Annotated in this window: 18 protein-coding genes and 2 riboswitches; of the genes, 11 read left to right on the top strand and 7 right to left on the bottom strand. The window is 41.6% G+C overall.

What is annotated here, in order from left to right; all coding sequences use genetic code 11:
• Positions 1-205 precede the first annotated feature (205 nt).
• Positions 206-1,963 (bottom strand): B12-binding domain-containing radical SAM protein, encoded by a 1,758-nt coding sequence (locus UN64_RS08845; RefSeq protein ID WP_077361812.1) that lies wholly within the window; start codon positions 1,961-1,963, stop codon positions 206-208.
• A 199-nt stretch (positions 1,964-2,162) separates the two neighbouring features.
• Here UN64_RS08845 and UN64_RS08840 point away from each other — a divergent pair, with 199 nt between their 5' ends.
• Genes UN64_RS08840 through UN64_RS08830 form a run of 3 tightly spaced genes read left to right on the top strand, consistent with a single transcriptional unit; the run spans position 2,163 to position 5,324 of the window.
• Complete coding sequence (locus UN64_RS08840) at positions 2,163-3,047, top strand: fumarylacetoacetate hydrolase family protein (RefSeq protein WP_077361810.1); 885 nt, start codon at positions 2,163-2,165, stop codon at positions 3,045-3,047.
• Positions 3,048-3,084: 37 nt separating this feature from the next.
• Positions 3,085-4,509 carry an NAD-dependent succinate-semialdehyde dehydrogenase gene (locus tag UN64_RS08835; protein ID WP_077361808.1) on the top strand — a complete coding sequence of 475 codons (1,425 nt, stop codon included), beginning with the start codon at positions 3,085-3,087 and terminating at the stop codon, positions 4,507-4,509.
• Positions 4,510-4,535: 26 nt separating this feature from the next.
• Positions 4,536-5,324, top strand: a complete 789-nt coding sequence (locus tag UN64_RS08830; protein ID WP_077361806.1) for an SDR family oxidoreductase — start codon at positions 4,536-4,538, stop codon at positions 5,322-5,324.
• Between the two features lie 305 nt (positions 5,325-5,629).
• Here the strand turns inward: UN64_RS08830 and UN64_RS08825 are convergent, their stop codons facing one another.
• Complete coding sequence (locus UN64_RS08825) at positions 5,630-6,838, bottom strand: ornithine--oxo-acid transaminase (protein WP_077361804.1); 1,209 nt, start codon at positions 6,836-6,838, stop codon at positions 5,630-5,632.
• 147 nt (positions 6,839-6,985) lie between these two features.
• Here UN64_RS08825 and UN64_RS08820 point away from each other — a divergent pair, with 147 nt between their 5' ends.
• Together UN64_RS08820 and UN64_RS08815 are read left to right on the top strand one after the other, a co-directional pair.
• Positions 6,986-7,342 (top strand): YisL family protein, encoded by a 357-nt coding sequence (locus tag UN64_RS08820; RefSeq protein WP_077361802.1) that lies wholly within the window; start codon positions 6,986-6,988, stop codon positions 7,340-7,342.
• A 161-nt stretch (positions 7,343-7,503) separates the two neighbouring features.
• Positions 7,504-9,345: a bifunctional diguanylate cyclase/phosphodiesterase gene (locus UN64_RS08815; protein WP_077361800.1), complete on the top strand. Its 1,842-nt coding sequence runs from the start codon at positions 7,504-7,506 to the stop codon at positions 9,343-9,345.
• A 28-nt stretch (positions 9,346-9,373) separates the two neighbouring features.
• Here the strand turns inward: UN64_RS08815 and mtnA are convergent, their stop codons facing one another.
• From mtnA to UN64_RS08800, 3 genes are all read right to left on the bottom strand, one after another.
• Entirely contained in the window at positions 9,374-10,429 is a 1,056-nt protein-coding gene (gene mtnA, locus UN64_RS08810; protein WP_077361798.1) for an S-methyl-5-thioribose-1-phosphate isomerase, read from the bottom strand.
• Between the two features lie 3 nt (positions 10,430-10,432).
• Positions 10,433-11,650, bottom strand: coding sequence for an S-methyl-5-thioribose kinase (gene mtnK / locus UN64_RS08805; protein WP_077361796.1), 1,218 nt, complete (start codon positions 11,648-11,650; stop codon positions 10,433-10,435).
• Between the two features lie 85 nt (positions 11,651-11,735).
• Positions 11,736-11,910: riboswitch (SAM riboswitch) on the bottom strand.
• 444 nt (positions 11,911-12,354) lie between these two features.
• Positions 12,355-13,137 carry a carbon-nitrogen family hydrolase gene (locus tag UN64_RS08800; RefSeq protein WP_077361794.1) on the bottom strand — a complete coding sequence of 261 codons (783 nt, stop codon included), beginning with the start codon at positions 13,135-13,137 and terminating at the stop codon, positions 12,355-12,357.
• A 118-nt stretch (positions 13,138-13,255) separates the two neighbouring features.
• Between UN64_RS08800 and UN64_RS08795 the strand changes: the two genes are divergently transcribed.
• From UN64_RS08795 to UN64_RS08775, 5 genes are all read left to right on the top strand, one after another.
• Positions 13,256-14,422 carry a pyridoxal phosphate-dependent aminotransferase gene (locus UN64_RS08795; protein WP_077361792.1) on the top strand — a complete coding sequence of 389 codons (1,167 nt, stop codon included), beginning with the start codon at positions 13,256-13,258 and terminating at the stop codon, positions 14,420-14,422.
• Between the two features lie 68 nt (positions 14,423-14,490).
• Positions 14,491-14,605, top strand: a riboswitch (SAM riboswitch).
• Positions 14,606-14,682: 77 nt separating this feature from the next.
• Complete coding sequence (locus UN64_RS08790) at positions 14,683-15,924, top strand: 2,3-diketo-5-methylthiopentyl-1-phosphate enolase (RefSeq protein WP_077361790.1); 1,242 nt, start codon at positions 14,683-14,685, stop codon at positions 15,922-15,924.
• On the top strand, positions 15,921-16,586 hold the full coding sequence (locus UN64_RS08785) for a 2-hydroxy-3-keto-5-methylthiopentenyl-1-phosphate phosphatase (protein WP_077361788.1): 666 nt from the start codon (positions 15,921-15,923) through the stop codon (positions 16,584-16,586). The genes UN64_RS08790 and UN64_RS08785 overlap by 4 nt, the downstream gene beginning before the upstream one ends.
• Entirely contained in the window at positions 16,583-17,260 is a 678-nt protein-coding gene (locus UN64_RS08780; RefSeq protein WP_077361786.1) for a methylthioribulose 1-phosphate dehydratase, read from the top strand. Before UN64_RS08785 ends, UN64_RS08780 begins: the two co-directional genes overlap by 4 nt.
• On the top strand, positions 17,238-17,774 hold the full coding sequence (locus UN64_RS08775) for a 1,2-dihydroxy-3-keto-5-methylthiopentene dioxygenase (RefSeq protein WP_077361784.1): 537 nt from the start codon (positions 17,238-17,240) through the stop codon (positions 17,772-17,774). The genes UN64_RS08780 and UN64_RS08775 overlap by 23 nt, the downstream gene beginning before the upstream one ends.
• A 391-nt stretch (positions 17,775-18,165) precedes the next feature.
• Here the strand turns inward: UN64_RS08775 and UN64_RS08765 are convergent, their stop codons facing one another.
• Positions 18,166-19,260: an AI-2E family transporter gene (locus UN64_RS08765; protein WP_077361780.1), complete on the bottom strand. Its 1,095-nt coding sequence runs from the start codon at positions 19,258-19,260 to the stop codon at positions 18,166-18,168.
• A 157-nt stretch (positions 19,261-19,417) separates the two neighbouring features.
• Between UN64_RS08765 and asnB the strand changes: the two genes are divergently transcribed.
• Positions 19,418-21,265, top strand: coding sequence for an asparagine synthase (glutamine-hydrolyzing) (gene asnB / locus UN64_RS08760; RefSeq protein ID WP_077361778.1), 1,848 nt, complete (start codon positions 19,418-19,420; stop codon positions 21,263-21,265).
• A 227-nt stretch (positions 21,266-21,492) separates the two neighbouring features.
• Here asnB and UN64_RS08750 read toward each other — a convergent pair whose 3' ends face one another.
• The gene (locus tag UN64_RS08750; protein WP_077361774.1) at positions 21,493-22,851 is read right to left on the bottom strand and encodes an MATE family efflux transporter; all 1,359 of its coding nucleotides are present in this window, start codon (positions 22,849-22,851) and stop codon (positions 21,493-21,495) included.
• Positions 22,852-22,934 lie beyond the last annotated feature (83 nt).

Below are 22,934 nucleotides of genomic sequence, written 5' to 3'. Positions count from 1 at the left end.
GTGAGCCTCCTGCCGCTTTGCGCCATTAGGAGTCTCCACCTGACCGCTCGTCCCGTAGGACAAGGAAGGGTTCGACAGCTTGACATCGCACGAAGAAAATGTGATTTTTCATTTTCGAGGATCTCGCACCTTGCGCTCCAATCAACTTGGTCAATGAAGTGTTTTTAAAATACAGCAAAAAAAATAAACAAAAAAGGGATGCGGATTACGCGTCCCTTTTTGCATGTATAAGTGATTTTGGTGCTGTGAAAATCTGTGTGTTTTGCTGTTTTGGGTCAAACAGAGCAATCAGCAAATATGATGTTTCTGGATGATGTACAATTTGCTCTGATAATGGATCGATGGCGGTTTCTGTAACAAAAGCATGCTTATAAATGTCTTTTTCAGAAAGTACCGGGAAACCTTCAATCAACTCAGGTGACTGCGCTAGCAGTGATAAAACCTTAGATGTTTCTTCTTTGTTTTGTGTATTTTCCCACCATGGCTTGCGTGGCTTAAACTGCTGGCGCTCCAGATAGTCAAGTTTCATAAGGCTTTCAGCTGCCGGCAAAGCGTGCGGTGCAGATTCTTTTAAGAATGCGATCAGTCGTTTATATAGATCTTCAAGCTGATGACCGATTCTGGACCACCCTCTTGTCTCCCAATACGTTCCGAACTCCTGGAAAAAATCAAATGGCGATTCAAACACATGGTTGATCAAATATTTTACCGTGTGATCCATTCGATGATCGTTCCAATATTTCTCCAATACGTCTTCTACTTGCTTAATGCGGATGATTTCGTCAAACGTCAGGACGTTGTTTCCTAGAATTTCATATGGAGAATGATCCATATAAACGTAATCGTGCTTCTCAGCTGTGAGACGAAGTCCTGTACCGCGAAGCATTTTCAGGAAACCTAACTGTACTTCCTCAATCCCAAACGCAAAAACATCGTTAAATGTTTTACGGAACGAACTGTAATCTTCTTCAGGCAATCCAGCGATCAAGTCTAAATGCTGAACGATCTTGCCACCGTCACGCACTGTAGTAACGGTACGGGTAAGTTTCTCGAAATTTTGTCTGCGCTGAACAAGCTCGTTTACCGCATCATTGGTTGATTGAACACCGATTTCAAATCGGAACAATCCTTTCGGAGCATGTTCATTTAAATAATCGATCACTTCTGGTCTCATAATATCTGCTGTGATCTCGAACTGGAACACGACACCAGGCCTGCGGTTCTCGATTAAAAAGGAGAACATTTCAAGCGCATAATCACGGCGAATATTGAAGGTTCTATCTACGAACTTAATAATTTTCGCTCCGTTATCCATCAAGAAGATCAAGTCATCCTTAACAAGATCAGGATTAAAATAACGGACACCTACTTCGATTGAAGATAAGCAGAATGCACATGAATAAGGACAGCCGCGGCTCGTCTCAAAATAGGTGATGCGTTTGGAAAGAGATGCTACGTCTTCCTCAAACCGAAATGGTGAAGGGACAGTTTTTAAATCCAGCTTTTCACGCGGTCCATTGATTTTCGGTTTACCATCTTTTCTGTATGCAAGACCAGCTACAGTTTCGAACGACTCGTTATTCTGAATCTGACCAAGCAAGTGTTTGAATGTTTCCTCGCCTTCATTCACAACGATAAAATCGACTTCTGGAATACGATCTAGCCAGTATGCAACATCATAAGAAACCTCTGGACCGCCGAGGACGATCTTCGTTTCAGGCTTGATCTTCTTAAACATCTGAATAACCTTGATGGTTTCTTCAATGTTCCAGATATAACAGCTGAAACCAAGGACATCTGGCTGCTGGCTGTATAGGTCTGTCACAATATTCAGCGAGGGGTCTTTTATCGTGAACTCGCGGATCGTTACAGGAAATTCAGGTTCACTGTATGCTTTTAAATATCTTAAAGCAAGACAAGTGTGTATATATTTTGCATTTAACGTACTTAGTACAGTTTTCATGGTTTCATTACCTCATTACGTTTACCCATATAACTGGGTGATTTAGATGACACACTATTTTACCATATTTTAAAACGAAGAAAAAACTAGATCTGTCTGGAATTATTAACAGCAAATTTCTTTACGGTACAAAGCCAGGAGCTATATAGTAGAACTAATCAACATGAAAGCGTTTTTTAAGAGGAGGAGTTTAGACAAAATGAAACTTGTGTCTGCAGTTCAAAATGGATATTCATTTATAGGAATGGTAAAGGATGATGCTGTAATCAATGTATCAGCTCTAGCAGCTTCAATGGAAAAAGAGATGCCTCATACCTTATTAAATGGGATTCAACAAGGAGAAGAATTCACTTCTGCTGTTCAAGATCTTGTGAATTCTGCAAAAGCCGCAGATTATACATATCCTTTGGAGGAGATTCAGCTATTAGCACCGATTCCGCGCCCTTCTAAAAATGTTTTTTGTATTGGAAAAAATTATCGTGACCATGCGATAGAAATGGGCAGCGAAGCAGATATTCCTGAAGATATCATGGTATTCTCCAAAGCTCCAACAGCAGTTATTGGTCATGGGGAGGGTATTCCGAGCCATGCGAATATTACGGATCAATTAGATTACGAAGGAGAGCTAGCCGTAGTTATCGGCAAAACGGGAACAGGAATCAGTAAGGCAGAAGCCATGGATTACGTGTTTGGCTACACAATTATCAACGATATCACAGCACGTGATCTGCAGCAGAAACATAAGCAATTTTTGCTCGGAAAAAGCTTAAATGGTACATGTCCGATGGGTCCTTGGATCGTACATCATTCTGAGATCTCAAATCCAGAGAATCTCATGATTGAAACGAAAGTAAATGGGGAAGTGCGTCAGAAAGGGAATACATCTGACTTTATTTTTGACATACGGACGATGATCGCTGAACTATCAAAAGGTATGACACTTGAAGCAGGAGACATTATCGCAACAGGGACGCCGGCTGGTGTAGGAAAAGGAATGAAACCCCCAGTGTTCCTCAAAGCCGGTGATACGATTGAAATCACAATAGAAGGAATCGGGACGCTTCGTAATGAAATAGTAGAATGAGGTCGAATTTTACTAGTTACATAGAGGAGGAATTCACATGGAAAAACTGCTTTATATTAACGGTTCATGGACAGGAAACTCTCTTGAAAAAATAGAGGTATTTAACCCTGCTAATGGCGAAGTTGTCGGTACAGTGCCATCATGCGGAAAGGAAGAGACGGATGCTGCAATTGATGCAGCTCATGACGCTTTTGCAGGATGGTCTAAACTGACTGCCTATGAGCGCGCTGACTACCTCATGAAACTTCATGACTTGATGATTGAAGAAAAAGAAGAAATCGCGGAACTGATGACGTTAGAAATGGGAAAACCATTAAAAGAATCTGTAGGTGAAGTGATGTATGCAGCTTCTTTTATCAAGTGGTACGCTGAGGAAGGCAAGCGTGTTTACGGCAGAACGATTCCCTCAAGCGCTGGAAATAAAAGAATGCAAGTATTGCGTCAGCCAGTTGGAGTAGTAGCGGCAATCACACCGTGGAACTTCCCGGCTGCCATGATCACGAGAAAGCTTGGTCCGGCACTTGCAGCAGGCTGTACATTTATCGTGAAGCCGCCAAAAGAAACCCCTCTAACCGCTATAAAACTAGTAGAACTCGCAGATAAAGCAGGCTTTCCAAAAGGGGTTATCAACCTTGTAACAGGTTCATCCTCTATTATCGGGAAAGCCATCATGGATTCTGAAAAAGTAAGAAAAGTAACATTTACGGGCTCAACAGAAATCGGGAAAAAGCTGATCGAACAAAGCGCGGCAACAGTTAAAAATGTATCGATGGAGTTAGGCGGCCATGCACCTGCAGTCGTACTTGATGATGCGGATCTGAAAAAGGCAGTAACAGGAATCGTAGCTTCAAAGTTTCGTAATGCAGGTCAAACGTGTATCTGTATCAATAGAGTTTATGTTCAGGAAAACGTATACGATGAGTTTGTAGAACTCGTTGCAGCTGAAGCAAAAAAACTAAAAGTAGGAAACGGGCTTGAAGAAGGTACAGATATCGGGCCGATCATCAATAAAGACGGCTACGAAAAAATATCTGAGCATGTGGAAAACGCTGTTAACGCCGGAGCAGAATGTGTTACTGGCGGAAAAGGAAAAGCAGAGAACGGGGCGTACTATTACGAACCGACTGTGCTGAAAAACGTAACGCAAGATATGCTTATTATGAATGAAGAGACATTCGGACCGGTTATTCCGATTCACAAGATCAGTTCTATTGAAGAAGGGATCACTCTTGCTAACACGAGTCCATTTGGCTTAGCAGCTTACGTGTACACCGAGAACATGTCAAAAGGAACTCAAATTGTTGAGGGATTAGATTACGGAATCATCGGCTGGAATGATGGGGTGCCATCAGCTGCTCAAGCACCATTTGGCGGTATGAAAGAAAGTGGCCTTGGACGTGAAGGCGGAGTCGAAGGAATGGAAGCTTACCTTGAAACGAAATATGTGAGTTTTGTTCTATAAATCTGTATAGAAACCAGGTGATTTTGATGGATTTAGGATTAAAAGGTAAAAATATACTCGTCCTTGCTTCAAGTAAAGGACTTGGTAAAGCGTGCGCATTGCAGTTTGCCAGAGAAGGTGCGAACGTCATGCTCACAAGCAGAGATGAACAGCAGTTATCACAAACCGCTGAAGAAATAAAAAGCGAAACAGGAGCAGATGTACATTATAAAAAGTGTGATATCACACAGCGGAATGAGATCGATGAACTCGTTGCAGAAACAGTAGAGAAGTTCGGAAGCATCGATGTTTTGGTGAACAATGCCGGCGGTCCGCCAGCTGGTAACTTTAACGATTTTGAAGATGAACACTGGCAGGGAGCGTTTGAACTTACACTCTTGAGCCTAGTGCGGACAGTGCGTGCGGTTACACCTAATATGAGAAAAAGTGGCGGCGGACGCATCGTCAACATTGCCTCATCTTCTTTTAAACAGCCGATCGATGGTCTGATTTTATCTAACACATTCCGTACAGCGATCAATGGCTTATCGAAGAGTCTTTCCCAAGAACTTGGAAAAGAAGGAATCCTAATTAATACGATTGGTCCAGGGCGCATCGGCACGGACCGAGTAGGTGAACTCGATCAAATGGCTGCAGAGAAGAAAGGTGTCTCTGCGGAAGAAGTGAAAGCAGCAATGGAAAGCGGCATTCCGCTAGGACGATATGGTGAGCCTGAAGAGTTTGCAAAGATGGTCGTGTTCTTGTGCTCTGGCGCTAACACGTATGTTACAGGGCAGTCATTATTGATTGATGGTGGTATGGTTAAAGCGTTGTAATATGGAAAGAAGCAGCGGCGGCTGCTTCTTTTTTGTCTAATTGAGGGGTATACAGCATGCTGAAAATGTCGAGGATTGTAGACTCGTGGATAAATGTCCAAAACTTTTTGATTGAGGGTCAAAACTCGTGGATAAACAGGTGAAACTTTTGGATTGGACCCCATTTTTTTTGGATTCAACCACTCAGTTAACGCTTAATACCCCTGACGGTATAACGTACGGCCGTTTCGGAACCTCAAACTAATGGCTTTCCATCCCATAAAAACGAAAAAGCTGACTCCATAAGAGTCAGCTCTCCATATCAATTAAACAGAAAGTACGTTTTTAATGCGCTCGATCGCCCAATCTAAGTCTTCTTCAGAAATGATCAGCGGAGGTGCGAAGCGGATGACGTTTTCATGTGTTTCCTTACATAATAAGCCTTGCTCTTTTAATTTTTCACAGTGAGAACGAGCTGGTTCGTTCAGCTCAACTCCGATAAATAACCCTTTTCCGCGAACTTCTTTAATCGCTGGGTTATCAATCTTCTTAAGCTCGCCTAGGAAATACTCACCAAGCTTTAATGAACGCTCAACCAAGTTCTCCTCAACCAGTACTTCAAGAGAAGCTACAGAAACTGCGCAAGAAAGCGGGTTTCCTCCAAATGTTGATCCGTGTGATCCAGGGTTGAATACACCAAGGATTTCGCGGTTAGCTGCCACACAAGAAATCGGCATTACGCCTCCGCCAAGTGCTTTTCCTAGAATGTACATGTCTGGCTCAACTTCTTCCCAGTCACAAGCGAACATTTTACCAGAACGGCCAAGACCAGATTGGATTTCATCCGCTACAAAAAGAACATTATCAGATTTACACAGTTCAAGAGCTTCCTTCAAGAATCCTTCACGCGGTATAACGATTCCTGCTTCACCTTGGATCGGTTCTAATACAAAAGCAGCAGTGTTAGGTGTAATCGCAGCCTTCAATGCATCTAGATCGCCGTAAGGAATTACTTTGATTCCTGGTAGCATAGGACCGAATCCGCGCTGATAATCGGGATCAGAACTCATGGATACTGCAGTCATCGTACGGCCGTGGAAGTTTCCTTCGCATACGATGATTTCCGCTTGGTTGTCAGCAACGCCTTTTACATCATATGCCCATCGGCGAACCGTTTTGATTGCTGTTTCAACAGCTTCAGCACCAGTGTTCATAGGAAGCACCATGTCTTTTTTCGTCAGGCTTGATACTTTTTCATAAAAATCACCCAGCTGATCGTTGTGGAATGCACGAGACGTAAGTGTTACTTTGTCTGCTTGATCTTTAAGAGCCTGGATGATTTTAGGGTGGCGGTGTCCTTGGTTTACCGCAGAATATGCACTAAGCATATCCATGTAACGGTTTCCTTCAGGATCTGTTACCCATACCCCTTCAGCTTTTGAAATGACGATCGGCAGTGGATGGTAGTTTTGTGCACCATACTGCTCCGTTTTAGAAATAACAGTTTCTGTGTTTTTAGTCTGTGTCTGTTTCATAGGAAACACCTCTATTCTGCAAAATTTCTCACAGTGCTATTATACCAATGAAAGTGCTTACTTTACAGGGGGAACTCTTTTGATTGTCTTGTTGGATCGACTTCGTGGTATATTAATATGGAGAATTATACATAGGAGGATATATTTATGATTCATGCACATGTTACATCTTGGTTTCTGGCTCTCATTTTGTTTTTTGTAACGTATATGCTATACAAAAAAAATGCCGGAAAAAAATCTAAAATTTTTCATATGATTCTGCGAGTTTTGTATCTAGCAATACTTGCAACAGGGGGACACTTGCTAGCTGGCTATCTTACAGATCCGGGAATTGTAAATAAAGGTCCGCTTATTATTAAAGGGACTTTAGGCTTAGTAATGATCGGATTGATGGAAATTATTCTTGTTCAACGTAAACGCGGAGAAGGCCGTTTAATGAACTGGGTGTTTTTCTGGGTATCATTGGTATTAGTATTATTCTATGGTTATATCGTACTTGGATAATTGTTTTAGAGGAAATCGTCTGATCGTATATCAGACGATTTTTTTATATGGTAAAAATAACCACCAATAGTCCTGTTAAAATATTGAACGTTGCACCGATATTAATAATGGCATTATGCCCAAAGCGATACGATTGTTCTTTTAGCAGATGAGGTGTAATCATGAGAACCATCAATTATATAGATAAAAAAGAAATTGAAATAAAGTTAAAAATGACGGAGCAATCACAAGAAATAGATGACCTCTTAGCGATGTCACACTTGGTTCAAGCGAGCGCGAAAGAAATGGAGCAGTTGAATAATACACTCCTCGAGTCTGAACAGCGGTACAAATCGTTATTCGAACACAATCCTGATATGATCTATTCAATGAATATGAACGGATATATTACGAGTGTGAATCCGGCACTTGTACAGACGTTAGGATTTTCTGAAACAGATATGCTCCAGGCTCATGCTTTAAATTTCGTATGTAAAAAAGATCATAAGCGAGTTGTTGAACATTTTCGACTTGCTATACATGATAAACCGCAGACTTTTGTTACGAGTATCAGGAAAAAAGACGGCAGCGAAATTGTTTGCAGCATTACAAACATACCGATCGTTGTGAATCAGTCTGTTGTTGGTGTGTACGGAATAAGCAAAAATATAACGTGGCAGAAAAATGCAGAAGAAAAGATTGAAAGACTTGCTTTTCATGACTCGCTTACGGGCTTGCCGAACCGAAGTCAATTCGAGAAAAGACTTCGTGAGTTTGTAGAAGAAAACCAACACACCAAGAACAAACTAGCTGTCATGTTTATAGATATTGACCATTTTAAAATTATTAATGAAAGTCTAGGTCACCATATCGGCGATGTTGTATTAAAGCATGTTAGCAAGCAGCTTAGACAGACGATTAAGGGGGAAGACCTTTTATGCCGTTTTGCAGGAGATGTGTTCACGCTTATCCTGCCAACGCTCGATAAGCCTGGAGAAGTGATAGACACAGCGAACAGAATTGGAGAAGCACTAAAAATGCCGATCTACTTAGACGGACAAGAATATACCGTCAGTGCTTCGATCGGAATCAGCATCTACCCAGACGATAGTATGGACGCGGATGTATTGATAAAAAATGCTGACATTGCCCTTCACAAGGCAAAAGAAAAAGGACGCGGCAAGCGTGAGTTTTTTACTGGTGAAATGAACGCATTTACACTTGAACGCCTTAAGCTCGAAGGCTATTTAAGAAAAGCTATTCAAAAAGGAGAGCTCCAGCCTTACTTTCAGCCGCAGCTTTGTATGAAGACGGAAAGAATTACAGGTTTCGAAGCCCTTCTACGATGGAATCACCCGGAACTTGGTCTAGTCTCACCGATGCAATTTGTTCCGCTTGCAGAAGAAATAGGATTGATAGATGACATTGGAAGATTTGTTCTCTTTGAATCTTGTAAACAGCTAAGACGCTGGCACGATGAAGGTGCACACCATCTTTCTATATCTGTAAATGTTTCAGGAAGACAGTTTCAGAGATTGTCTTTCGTGTATGAAGTAAAAGAGGCGCTGCAAACGTCAGGTATACCCGCTGAGTGTTTGCATTTGGAGTTAACCGAAAGCACGATGATTCACAATGTGCAATACAGTATAAGCATTATGCAAGAATTAAGAGAACTCGGTGTAAAGCTATCGATTGATGATTTTGGCACAGGCTATAGTTCACTCAGCTACTTAAAAGATTTTCCTGTTGATTCACTTAAAATCGATCAAAGCTTTATCCGTCACTTGAGTGATGATTTTTTCAATACAAGTGATGCTGCTATCATCAAAGCTATTATTATGATGTGTGAAGGATTATCGTTAAGCACAGTTGCAGAGGGTGTTGAAACATACGAACAGCTGAAGCTTCTTCGTGAATATGGCTGCCACACAGCACAAGGATATATCATCAGTAAACCAATGCCTGCTAATGAGGCTCAACTTTTTTTAAAAGAATTTCTTAAAATGAAAAACAGCACATCCTAATGATCCAGAGGGTGTGCTGTTTTGTTTATTAGTTATTTTCCTTCTTGAGCTCAGCTAGAGAATCTTTGTAATTATGCCTGACAATACCTTTTTCCGTAATAATAGCTGAAATATACTCAGCGGGTGTTACGTCAAAAGCAGGGTTGAATACTTTAATTCCTTCAGGTGCAATACGGATACCATTTATATGGGTGACCTCTTCTTCAGGACGCTCCTCGATCGGAATATCTTCACCGCTTGCTGTTCCTAAATCTAAAGTAGACAAAGGGCAAGCGACATAAAAGGGAATACCCAATGCTTTAGCTTGGAGAGCTAATCCGAATGTTCCGATTTTGTTCGCGGTATCTCCATTAGCAGCAACCCGGTCACAGCCGACGATGACGGCTTTAATGTTTTTTGTTTTAAGAGTATGTGCTGCCATATTGTCTGTAATCAGCGTTACATCTATATCATTTGCCTGCAGCTCCCAAGCTGTTAGACGAGATCCTTGGAGAACAGGGCGTGTTTCGTTCGCATATACGGAGAGATTCCAGCCTCTTTCTTTTGCCAGATGAAAGGGAGCAAGTGCAGTACCGTATTTACTCGTTGCAATCGCGCCAGCATTACAGATCGTCATTACTGCATCACCATCTTGTAAAAGTGAAAGAGCATATTCACCAATCTTGCGGCACGTGTTTTCATCTTCTGTCTGAATGTTAATCGCTTCTTGCTCGATCTTTTCTTTAGCATCTTCTACCGAAACAGCTTTAGATGCCACAAGAACTACACGGTCGAGTGCCCAAAATAAGTTAACAGCTGTTGGCCGGGAAGAGCCAAGGTAATTTCGCTGAACTTGCAGGTTTGATAAAAATGATCCAAGGTCATTTTCTTTCTCGCTGTTGCTCCAAAGAACAAGTCCAAAAGCCGCCGCGATGCCGATTGCAGGTGCACCCCGCACCTTAAGTTTTGAAATAGCGTCCCACACATGTTCAATGCTTGTCACATTCAAGTAAACAGTGTGATGGGGAAGCTGCTGCTGATCTAAGATAAGAAGGTGGTCCGTCCGGTATCGAACAGAAGGGACCCATTTTTCAGCTACCGTCATTCTTTATGCACCTCTAATCCAGTCCGTTAATTGAGTGATACTTGTAAACTTTCTTTGGTTTTTTATGAGATAACTTCCTAATTCAAGCGCTTTTTTCTTATAAAAAAGCTCAATATCTTTCTGTTCGATGGAATCAAGGTCGGCAACATGTGCAAGGCCGATCGTTCTTCGTATCATTTCACATCCGGCAAATCCAATCGCTTCTTGCAAGGTGTGCTGAAGGAAATTCTCAAGGACTCCTTCTGTTTTTGTAAAAGGATCTGATGACTTCTCTTGCCATAGTTCTTTAAAAGTTTTCGTGTATGTCTCCCAAGTTTTTTCGATCGTTTGAAGCAGGAAAGACTGTACAGATTCACGATGGAACGGTTCTTTTGCATGTGCGTTTTGTGAAAGGTGATTCAGAGCCAAATTCGCAAAAAAGTGCGCAAGATCAAAACCGGCTGGACCATAGAAAGCAAACTCAGGATCAATCACTTTTGTTGAGTTTTCTTTTACAAAAATACTTCCTGTATGAAGGTCGCCATGGAGGAGAATCTCAGCTCTCGTTAAGAAAGAGAATCGGAGTTGAGCGACTTCACGAAGCAAATCTTGATCTGCCCAGATTTTTTCAACATCCTTTTGAAGTTCAACAGGAAAATCGTTTGTGTCATGGTCAAAAAAAGGATCAGTAAATACTAAGTCCTCAGTTATCTTGCAAAGTTCTGGGTTAGAAAATTGCTTCACCTGTTCTTTTTTATCAAAAGGGTGCAGGTAAAAATCACTTGAATAAAAAGCGGTGTTTGCTGCAAATGTTCCGATATCATCTGCAAGTTGCGGATACGTATTCCCTTCAATCAAACCTTTTCGCAAAATGACATGGTCTGAAAGGTCTTCCATCACTGTTACAGCTAAGTGTGAATCAGAGTAATAAACTTTTGGTACGAGATGCGGAACAGACGCAGCCTCTTGCAATAAAGCATCACTTTCGATTCTGGCTCTGTCTAGGGTGAGCGGCCAGCTTTCCCCGACTACTTTTGCATATGGTAAGGCTTGTTTTACGATTAACGCTTTATTGGATATAAGATCCTCAATATGAAATACAAGATTTAAGTTGCCATCGCCTATTTCTTTTACAATGAGTTCATTTACTGCTGACTCATCGAAAAAGTTCAAAGACTTTACAACATCAATTACTGTTCGTTCGTTCAACGGTTCATACACAGATTTTACTTCAACGCTCATTTTTGTTCCCCCCGGAATGATTGAAAAATAAAAAGGACCTCTTTTCGTATAAGAAAAGAGGCCCGGAAAGACAGTTGTCCCGTGCCTCTTATCTTAGCAAAACGATCTGTTTTGCTGGAATTAGCACCGTGCCATACGCTGATTTAAGATAAAAATTCAGCGGCTCCCCTTAATAATGCGGGCGCCCCATCTCACAATGGTATTACGGTCGGTTGCTGGGTTTCATCGGGCCATATCCCTCCACCTGCTCTTGATAAGAGACCAATTATTCAGTTCGTTAAAAGCGAAATAATATTCGCGCAATTCATAATCGTTATACTACAATGTTTGGAAAGGTTTTGTCAAACTTTTTTTTGATAGCTGTTCTCGTAAATCCTGTTAGTATGAGAAGGGTTGATTTCCGCTCCAGGCACTCGCTTTCCGCGGGGCGGGCGGTGAGCCTCCTGGCGCTTTGCGCCTTTAGGAGTCTCACCTGTCCCACTTCAAAGAAGTTCTTGCTCCTGCGTCTGCAAGTTAATGCTAACGCAGTGAGCTTCCTCGTCGCATGCCTTGCGGAGAAGCTTCTCAGGTAGCAGGCACGCACCTTGCGCTCCAATCAACTATTCGGCGATGTACATTCAAAAAAGATCGACAACAACAAACCTTATGATAATGGGGAATGCTCGATTTCCCCAACGGGTAAGTTAAGCTAGCCAAATGCTCACTTAGTAAAGATCCACACGGCGGTCCTTAAATACAGGAACCTTCGCGCGCACTTCATCAACCAATTCAGGAGAGATCTCAGCAGAAAGAATTTCTTCTTCTGAAACGGAGGCCTCTGTGACAATATCGCCCCAAGGATCGATGATCATCGATTGACCTGCAAATGTGTTGTTCGGATCGCTTCCAACACGATTACAAGCTATAACATAGCATTGATTTTCGATAGCCCGGGCAATTAAAAGAGCTCGCCAGTGAGTCTGCCGTTGGATGGGCCATTGAGCAGGAACAAATAAAACTTTTGCGCCTTTTATAAAAGGCATGCGTATCCACTCAGGAAAACGGATATCATAGCAGATTGCTGCAGAAGACATCATTCCATCAACAGTGAAAATACAGCTTTCTTTGCCAGGAGCGATATATTTTTCTTCTTCCATAAGCGTAATAAGGTGTGCTTTTGAGTAAGTTCCGATATGCTGACCGTTTCTGTCGAAGCTCAGCATTGTATTATAAACATCATTACCTTTACGAAACGCTACAGATCCGCCAACAATGTTAATTCCAAATTCTTTGGCAAGTGAACCAAGCCGGTTTTTTGCTTTTTCGCCGTTTTCATCACTAATTTCGTCTAGCCGGGTCAGATCATACCCTGTATCCCAAAGTTCAGGAAGTACAATGGTGTCAGGGTTGTGAAGGATAACCGCCTCGCGAATTTTTTTCTCGATATGCTTCATATTTTTTTCGGGATTTCCGAATTGGACATCCACTTGTATACATACTATTTTCACAAAAAACACTCCTATCTGACTTGAAAATACCAAAAAAAGTCTTTACAGAATTTCCTTAAGCGTATAACATAACTGATTAGAATTTCAAGAACATTCAAATTAGACTGGAAGTGATCGTTTGAAACGTTTTGAACAGGCAGAGGTCATGGGGAAACTGCCGGAGCAATTTTTTGCTAAACTTGTAAAAAAAGTAACTCATTACGTGGAGCAAGGCTATGACATTATTAATCTGGGTCAAGGGAACCCGGACCAGCCTACACCAAGTCATATTGTTGAAGCGTTAAAAGAAGGGGCAGGCAATCCTGCATATCACAAATACTCACCGTTTCGCGGACATTCTTTTTTAAAACAGGCCGCAGCAGATTTTTATAAAAGAGAATACGGAGTAACTCTGGATTCGGAAAAAGAAGTGGCTGTATTGTTCGGAGGTAAAACGGGTTTAGTAGAGTTATCACAATGCTACTTAAACGCAGGTGACACTGCACTTGTACCAGATCCCGGCTATCCAGATTACTGGTCAGGAATTGCAATGGCAGGGGCGAAAATGGAGACAATGCCACTGTTAGCAGAGAATGCTTTTTTACCCGATTATAATCGTTTAGATGAAAATGTGCTGCAAGATGCTAAGCTTATGTTTTTAAACTATCCAAACAATCCGACCGCAGGCGTCGCTACGAAAGAGTTCTTTGAAGAGACTATTGAACTTGCAAAAAAATATGATATTTTAGTGTGCCATGATTTTGCGTACGGTGCGATTGGATTTGAAGGCAAAAGGCCAGTCAGCTTTTTAGAGGCTGATGGGGCAAAGGAAGTTGGCATTGAAATCTATACACTTTCCAAAACGTACAATATGGCTGGCTGGCGTGTCGGCTTTGCAGTCGGAAATGAGGAAGTCATTGAATCTATCAACCTTCTTCAAGATCATTTTTATGTCAGCCTATTTGGAGCAGTTCAGCATGCAGCGGCCGCTGCACTTAATGAATCCCAGGAATGCGTGCATGAGCTGGTTGCGACATATGAAAAAAGACGCGACGCTTTTATCGGCAGGTTAAAAGATAACGGGTGGAACGTTCAAGCTCCAAAAGGGTCGTTCTTCTGCTGGCTGCCAGTTCCTGAGGGATACACGTCAGAAACGTTTGCGGATCATTTACTAGAAAAAGCGCATGTTGTCGTTGCTCCAGGTATCGGATTTGGGAAAGAAGGAGACAAATACGTGCGTGCTGGATTGCTTACTTCAGAAGAAAGACTGATTGAAGCAGCTGACCGGATCGCAAAAGTCATATAAAAAATAGGTTGACAGAATCTTCATGCGCTGTCATAATCACAATTAATATTATATTCTAACAATTTGCACTCTTATTAAGAGCAGGTGGAGGGACTAGCCCGATGAAACCCGGCAACCATTCAGCTAATGATTTAGCTGAAAACGGTGCTAATTCTTGCAGTCAAATAGACTGAGAGATGAGAGGAAGCGGAACTAACGTTTATTAGCGCCCCTTCCTTTTGGATGGGGCCTTTTTATGTGCTTGAAAGGAGTTTATAAATATGGGAAAAGTAACAGCGACCTATTTGGTTCATGATAAAAAAGGAAATTTAAATAAAAAAGCGGAAGGCATTGCACTGGGATTGACAGTAGGATCTTGGACGGATCTGCCGCTGCTTGAGCAAGAACAGCTTCAAAAACATAAAGGTGTTGTAGAAAGCGTCGTTGAATTGGAGCGTGACGAAGCCACAGATCGGTTTTTAGGGAGTCAGCGTACAAGAGGATTGCTGAAGATCTCTTATCCTTCTGCAAATTTTTCTAACGATATTCCAGCGATTTTAACAACTGTCTTTGGCAAGCTGTCTCTTGATGGAGAGATTAAGCTCGTAGATTTGGAGTTTGATAAACAGCTGGAATCGAGTTTTCCGGGACCGAAGTACGGAATATCTGGAATACGTGAGATTCTAAGCGTCCAAAACCGTCCGCTGGTGATGAGTATTTTTAAAGGAGTGCTGGGAAAAGATCTCTCATTCTTTAAACAACAGCTTTATGAACAGGCAGTTGGCGGCGTCGATCTAGTGAAGGATGATGAGATTCTTTTTGATAATCCGCTGACACCTTTCGAGGATCGCATTAAAACGGCTAAAGAAGTACTGCAGCAGGTGGAAGATCGCACTGGTGAAAAAACGCTGTACGCTGTTAACTTAACGGGGAGAACAAGTGACCTGCGTGATAAAGCTAGGCGTGCAGCTGAATTAGGTGCAAATGCATTGCTCTTCAATGTACTTTCATATGGACCTGATGTGCTTCAGGAGCTGGCAGAAGATAACGAAATACCTCTTCCGATCATGGCACATCCTGCATTGTCGGGAGCATTCGGTTCATCTTCTCTTTATGGAATCGGTTATTCTGTATTGCTCGGAAAACTTTTGCGCTATGCAGGAGCAGATTTAGTATTGTTCCCTTCACCATATGGAAGTGTGGCACTTGATCGAAATGAAACACTAAACATTGCAGAAGCTTTAACGACAGAAGATATTGCGTTGAAAAAATCATTCCCGGTTCCATCAGCTGGAATTCACCCAGGATTAACGCCTGTATTGTTTAACGATTTTGGATTGGACAGTGTTATCAATGCTGGGGGAGGAATTCACGGTCATCCTGATGGAGCTGCAGGCGGGGCACGAGCATTCCGTCAGGCTGTAGATGCAGCAGCTTCAGGAAAAGATCTTGAAAACTATGCCGAGAAACACCCGGAACTTCAAAAAGCTTTGGAGTTATGGGGCGGAGTGCCTGTAACATGACACGTAAAGTAATCTTCTGTGATTTCGACGGAACTGTAACTGAGAGGGACAATATCGTAGCCATAATGGAAGAGTTCGCTCCAGATGGATGGCAGCCGATTGTAAACGATATCTTAAACGAAAGCATTTCAATTCGAGAAGGAGTAGGAAAGCTTTTCTCGCGGATTTCTTCAGACAAGAAGGAGGAAATCATTAATTTTGTTCTAACCCGTTCCAAAATTAGAGATGGTTTTCAAGAATTTATCGATTTTACGAAGCAAGAAAGCATTCCGCTTTATATCGTTAGCGGAGGCATTGATTTCTTTGTTCATCCAGTACTGAAAGATAAACTGAATCCTGAACAAATCATCTGTAATCATAGTGATTTTTCCGAAGAGCAAATTAAAATTACATGGCCAAACAAATGTGATGGACTTTGCCAGAATGATTGCGGGTGTTGCAAGCCTTCCTTTATCAGAAAGGTAGATAATCAGTTTTCCGATTATCAAAAAATAGTAATCGGTGATTCAATAACGGATCTTCAAGCGTCTAAGCTTGCTGATGTAGTTTTTGCAAGAGAATATCTAATTGAAAAATGTGAAGAAAACAATATTCGATACACACCTTTTGAAACATTCTTTGATGTGATCCATGCATTGGAAAAAGAGGAGGTAAGAAGTTGACGATACATGAACAACGCTGGAACGAACTGGCCGATGTGAAAGATGAATTAGCTGCAAGAAACTGGTTTCCTGGAACAAGTGGAAATGTATCGATAAAAGTTGAAGAGAGCCCGCTTACCTTTTATGTTTCTGCCAGCGGCAAAGATAAAACAAAACGTACGTCAGAAGATTTTTTACTCGTTGATGGAGAAGGAAAAGCAGTCGAGCAGACCTCACTTAAAGCTTCTGCAGAAACCGGCATTCACTGTGAAGTATATCGTTTAACAGATGCAGGCTGCTGTCTGCATGTTCATACCGTCGACAATAACCTGATCTCTGAGTTGTATGGAAACGAAGGCGAGATCACATTCCAAAGACAAGAACTTATTAAAGCTTTTGGTATATGGGATGAAGACGGAAGCATTACGGTCCCTATCGTTGAAAACTATGCTGATTTGACTAAGCTTTCTAAAACCGTTGCCGATGTCATTAAACCGGATACTAAAGCAGTGCTGATCCGCAATCATGGAATCACGGTTTGGGGGAAAAATGCATTTGAAGCGAAAAAACATTTAGAAGCTTTTGAGTTTCTTTTTTCTTATCATTTAAAACTTCAAACATTATCTTTTTTAAGCAAAAAATCGAAAAATAAATCATTTGGGGGCGTTAAATATGGCACAATTAAGATTTCATGACAACAACGAAAGAATCGAAAACCAAAGTGAAGTAGAAGCTTACTTAAATTCACAGGAAGTCATCTATGAAAAATGGGATATCGAAAAACTTCCTCAAAACCTTCGTGAAAACTACTCTTTAACGGATGAAGAAAAAGAAGAAGTGCTTCAGAGGTTCCAAAGCGAAATTAATGATATTTCGGAGCGCCGAGGCTACGTAACTTCAGACGTTATCTCATTGTCTGATGCAACACCAAACCTAGATGAACTGTTAAAGAACTTCCTAGCTGAGCACCATCACACAGATGATGAAGTCCGCTTTATCGTATCTGGTCATGGAATTTTTGCGATTGAAGGACCTAACGGCAGATTCTTTGATGTAGAGCTCGAGCCAGGTGACCTTATTTCTGTACCTGAAAATTACCGTCATTACTTTACGTTGCAAGAAGATCGAAAGGTAGTAGCTGTACGAATCTTCAAATCAAAAGAAGGCTGGGTGCCGATTTACGATAAGGAACCTCAGGAAGCAAAGTAATCTTAACTAAGACACATCATTTCAGATGAAATGGTGTGTTTTTTCTATATTCGGTGTTAGTAGAAGTGAGATGATGCGCGCTCGGGTAGGATTTATGCCGCTCGGGAAGATTTATGCGCGTTCGGGGAGGGTTTATGCGCGTTCGAGGAGATTTATGTGCGTTCGAGGAAATTTATGCGCGCTCGGGAAGATTTATGCGCGTTCGAGGAGATTTATGCGCGTTCGGGAAGGGTTTATGCGCGCTCAGGAAGATTTATGTGCGTTCGGGAAAATTTATGCGTGCTCGAGAAAGATTTATGCTCCTCGAAAAGATTTAAACAGTTAAACAAACGATGTCCAAGAATTATCAGCTCCAAAAAAAGAGCACCAGGACCCATCCGGTGCTCTTTCCTCATCCTTCTATCTTCTTTTCTCTTCTTAAGTTAATCAATCTGTACGTATGCAGAACGACAACCTTTAACACCGCGTAGACAGGAACCGCTAAGATTAAACCAAGCAGTCCGCCAAGACTTCCTGCAACGAGCAAGATAGAAATAATCGTAAGCGGATGGATATCAAGTTTTTTACCCATAACTTGCGGGGAGATAACATTTCCTTCAATCTGCTGTGCAATGACCATGACAACGAGGACTTTGATGACCATAGCAGGTGAATCAACAACTGCTACAATCAGCGCAGGTACAACTCCGATAATCGGACCCAAGAACGGTATCACGTTCGTAAACATGGCGATGATTGCAAGAATTAACGAATATTCGATCCCTATAATTAAATATCCGATATAAAGCATTGTTCCTACACATACACTGACTAAAATCTGTCCCTGGATATATGAGCTTAGTGCGATATCCATATCTTTTAAAATTTTTGTGCCGTTATTACGCTGCTTTTCAGGAAGTGTCTGCAGCACCATCTGAGGTGCTTTTTCACCTTCTTTTAGCATGTAGTAAAGAATAAAAGGTACGGTTACGAAAATCATGATGATGTTGGTAATGATTCCAATAAAGTTGGCGATGTTCGTTCCAATCGTTTGAACACTATTAGATAAGTAAGCAGTAACTTTATCAGAGATTTCTTTTACATCAAATTGTTCGCTTTCCTGGAATCGGTTTACCCATTCGTTCTGCTGCAGATCGTTCAGCTTTGAACGGATCGCATCAATTAACGCAGGTGTGTTCTCTACCAAGTTGCTGACCTGTCGCTGCAAGACAGGACCAATTGAATAGAACAATAATACAAACAAACCGATGGCAAGTAAGTAAATCAGCAAGATCGATAATACTTTAGGGACATTGCGTTTATGTAAAAACTGAACAACGGGCCTAAATAGATAGTACAACACTCCGCCTAATAAGAAAGGGAAAAAGAGCGTTTGTACAAGAACAACAATCGGTCTGAAAATAAAATCAATCTTTGTTCCAACTAAAATTATGAGAAAAATGAGGAGCAATCCGTAAGCGATACGAAAAAACTTCGACTGTGGCATTTAATGATCACCTTTATCTTCTGAAATATAGATTCATTATATACAAGATGGAAGAACTTGCACAAATATTTCATAACACCCGTACAAGGATAAAAGCATATGTTAAGTATTGGGCATACGCAATAGACTCGCAGTTTGCATAGAAAGGATGAAACCAATGTGCGGAATAACAGGTTGGGCAGATTGGAATCGAAACCTCATCAATGAAAAAAATGTACTTTTAAAAATGGCCACAACTTTATCCAAAAGAGGGCCTGATGCATTGAATGTCTGGAGCACAACACATGCAGGATTTGGTCACGCCCGGCTGGCTGTAGTAGATATTGCAGGCGGCGTACAGCCGATGAGCAGAAAAAAGAACAACAACAACTATACACTTTGCTATAACGGAGAACTCTACAACACGGAGGACATCCGTAAAGAGCTCTTACAGCGAGGCTACACATTTGAAGGTCATTCTGATACAGAGGTTCTCCTTGTTTCATATATAGAGTGGGGAGAAGCCTGCATTGAAAAGTTTAACGGGATATTTGCATTCGGAATATGGGATGAAGAGAAGGAGAGTTTGTTCGTCGCAAGAGATCGTTTAGGCGTTAAACCCTTCTTTTATTCAGAAAAAGGCGGTCGTTTTCTTTTTGGATCGGAACTAAAAGCGATTCTGGCTCATCCTGAAATGAAGGCAGAAGTTGATCGGGAAGGGCTTCAGGAAGTATTTGGACTCGGTCCATCCAGAACACCAGGCAATGGTGTATATAAAGGAATAAAGGAGCTGCGCCCGGCACATGCAGCAACCTATACAAAGAATGGACTGAAAATCTGGCGTTATTGGAATGTGGAAAGCAAACCTCACGAGCATTCGCTCGAAGAAACGGTTGAGAACGTAGGGAGGCTTGTAAAAGATGCTGTTACCCGTCAGCTTGTAGCAGACGTACCGGTTTGTACCTTTTTATCAGGCGGATTGGATTCAAGTGCGATTACTGCAATCGCGTCCAATCATTTTAAAGAAGAAGACAAAGGCGAACTTCACACGTTCAGCATTGATTATGAAGACAATGAAAAATATTTCAAAGCCAGCGACTATCAGCCAAACTCAGATGGTTTCTGGATTAATAAGATGGTAGTGGCAACAGGATCCACTCACCATAGCTGTGTGATAGATAACGAACTATTAATCAACCATTTGCGTGAAGCTGTCACGGTACGAGATCTTCCGGGAATGGCAGATGTGGATTCATCATTATTGTGGTTCTGCCGGCAGATTAAGCCTCAGTCTACAGTTGCTCTGTCAGGCGAATGTGCAGACGAAATTTTTGGTGGATATCCATGGTTTCATAAGGAAGAACTCATGAACCGGGATATGTTTCCTTGGATGCGCTCAACAAAAGCAAGGCAGAATCTTCTTCAGGATTCATGGGCAGATAAACTGAATCTCGCATCCTATGTCCAGCAAAGGTATGAAGAAACAATTAAAGAAACACCTGTCCTTGAAGGAGAAACGAGATTAGAAGCGAGAAGAAGAGAAATTTTTTATTTAAATATGCTATGGTTTATGACTACACTTCTTGACCGTAAAGACCGAATGAGTATGGGAGCAAGTTTAGAAGTGAGGGTGCCGTTTGCTGATCATAGAATCGTAGAGTATGCATGGAATATCCCTTGGGAAATGAAGATGCTTGCTGGAAGAGAGAAGGGGATACTGAGAAAAGCATTGACCGGTATGCTTCCAAATGACGTTTTGTATCGTAAGAAAAGTCCATATCCTAAAACCTTTCATCCGGAGTATACGGACGGCGTAAAAGACTGGCTGCAATGTATTGTAAATAAAAAGAGCTCGCCGCTTTTTGAAGTGCTGAACCGTGAGAAAGTTCAGAAAATCATAGATACGAACGGGGAAACATTCAAAGAACCTTGGTTTGGGCAGTTAATGACTGGCCCGCAGCTTATGGCACATCTGGCACAAATCGATAGCTGGCTGAGTGACTATAATGTGAATATCATAGATTAATAAAAAAAGCGGGCAAACTCAGAAGATTCCTCTTTTGAGTGACCGCTTTTTTTATATTTGCATTTCTGTGGAAGACATTTAAAACAAACTGTCCGCGTGGAATAATCATTAAAAAATAATCCCACGGTAAATCAGTTTTATCCCACGTTAAATTAATTTTTCCCACGAAAAGTGGATAGGATCCCACGAAAAATGACTTTAATCCCACGATAAGTTCTTTACACCATTTATGCGGTTTCCTCATTATTCCGCACCATATATTTATTCTGCCATTTTCGCTTTTTCCACCGTGCCAGCATAAAAAGACCGCGCAGCCATTCGTCTGCAATAAAGGCAATCCAAATACCTGCCAATCCAAGTTCGAAGACGATTCCGAGGAGGTAGGCGAGGGTTACACTTACACCCCACATGGAGATAACGCCCATCACAACCGGGAACTTAACATCACCAGCAGCTCTTAAGCTTGAAATAATGACAAGATTAAACGAACGGCCTGGTTCAAGCAAAAGTGTTAAATACAACAAAATTGTTCCATCTCTTATTACCTCAGGATTATCTGTAAAAATGGAAAGGAGAGGCTTTGCAAAAAGAGAAGCAACTCCAGCCATTAAAAAGCTGATGATCATGGCGTATGTCTGGCTTTTTATACAGGTTTTATAAGCAGAGTCATATGACTTCGCACCTATCATATGGCCAATTAAAATTTGTGTCCCCTGACCGATCGCAACAGCGAATAGGAAGATAAACATCATTATGTTAAATGTGTACACTTTTGTAGTAAGTGCAGATGTTCCGAGCAGTGTGATGAAAAAAGTAATCACCATTTGAGAACCGCTGTAGGAAAGGTGTTCACCTGCAGACGGAAGCCCAATTCTCAATACGCTTTTAATATGAAACGGAATCAGCTTGATTGAACTTGCAAAGGGCAGGGGAATAGAAGACCTCTTGAATAATAGATACAAAATAATAACCAATCCTAAAAAACGGCTGAAAACAGTGGAGATGGCGACACCCTCAACACCAAGAACAGGGAATCCAAATGCTCCGAAAATGAATAGGTAGTTTCCGATCACATTTAAGATATTCATCCCGATCGTTACATACATCGCATCCTTCGTGAACCCGTAGCTGCGAATAGCCGCACCGATTGTCATAATGACAGATTGGATAAAAGAGAAACCCCCAACGATCAGAAGATAGCTGGTCGCCTCTTTCATCAATTCAGGCGGAGTATTCATCCACTTTAAGAATGTGTCACCCCATATAAGCAGTGCTCCGCTTAACAGCAAACCAAAAAGTAAATTTGCCATAATTGACACAACGGCAACCTCGGCTGCCGTTTTTTCAAGCTTCGCACCTATAGCTTGTGCAATAACCACACTTGCACCTGTTGCAACAAAACCGAACATAACAATTACGACTGATAGCAGCTGATTTGTAAGGCCAACAGCAGCGACCGAGTGATCTGAATATTGACTCAGCATAAGAGTATCAGCGTTCCCCATCAGCATGTGAAGCAAAATCTCTATAAAAATGGGCCACGTAATGGCAAAAAGGGAAAGCTTAGCGGCTTTACTTCCATTCATGTAAATCCCTCTCCATCTAGGTGTTTAGAATATTTTCCTATTGTAGCAGAAAATTGAACGCGTGAAAGGAAATCCCCTTACTT

The organism is Fictibacillus arsenicus (assembly GCF_001999465.1).
Lineage (GTDB): Bacteria > Bacillota > Bacilli > Bacillales > Fictibacillaceae > Fictibacillus > Fictibacillus arsenicus.
Note: the sequence above shows the minus strand (reverse complement) of the source record. Positions and strands in the feature narration are given on the sequence as shown.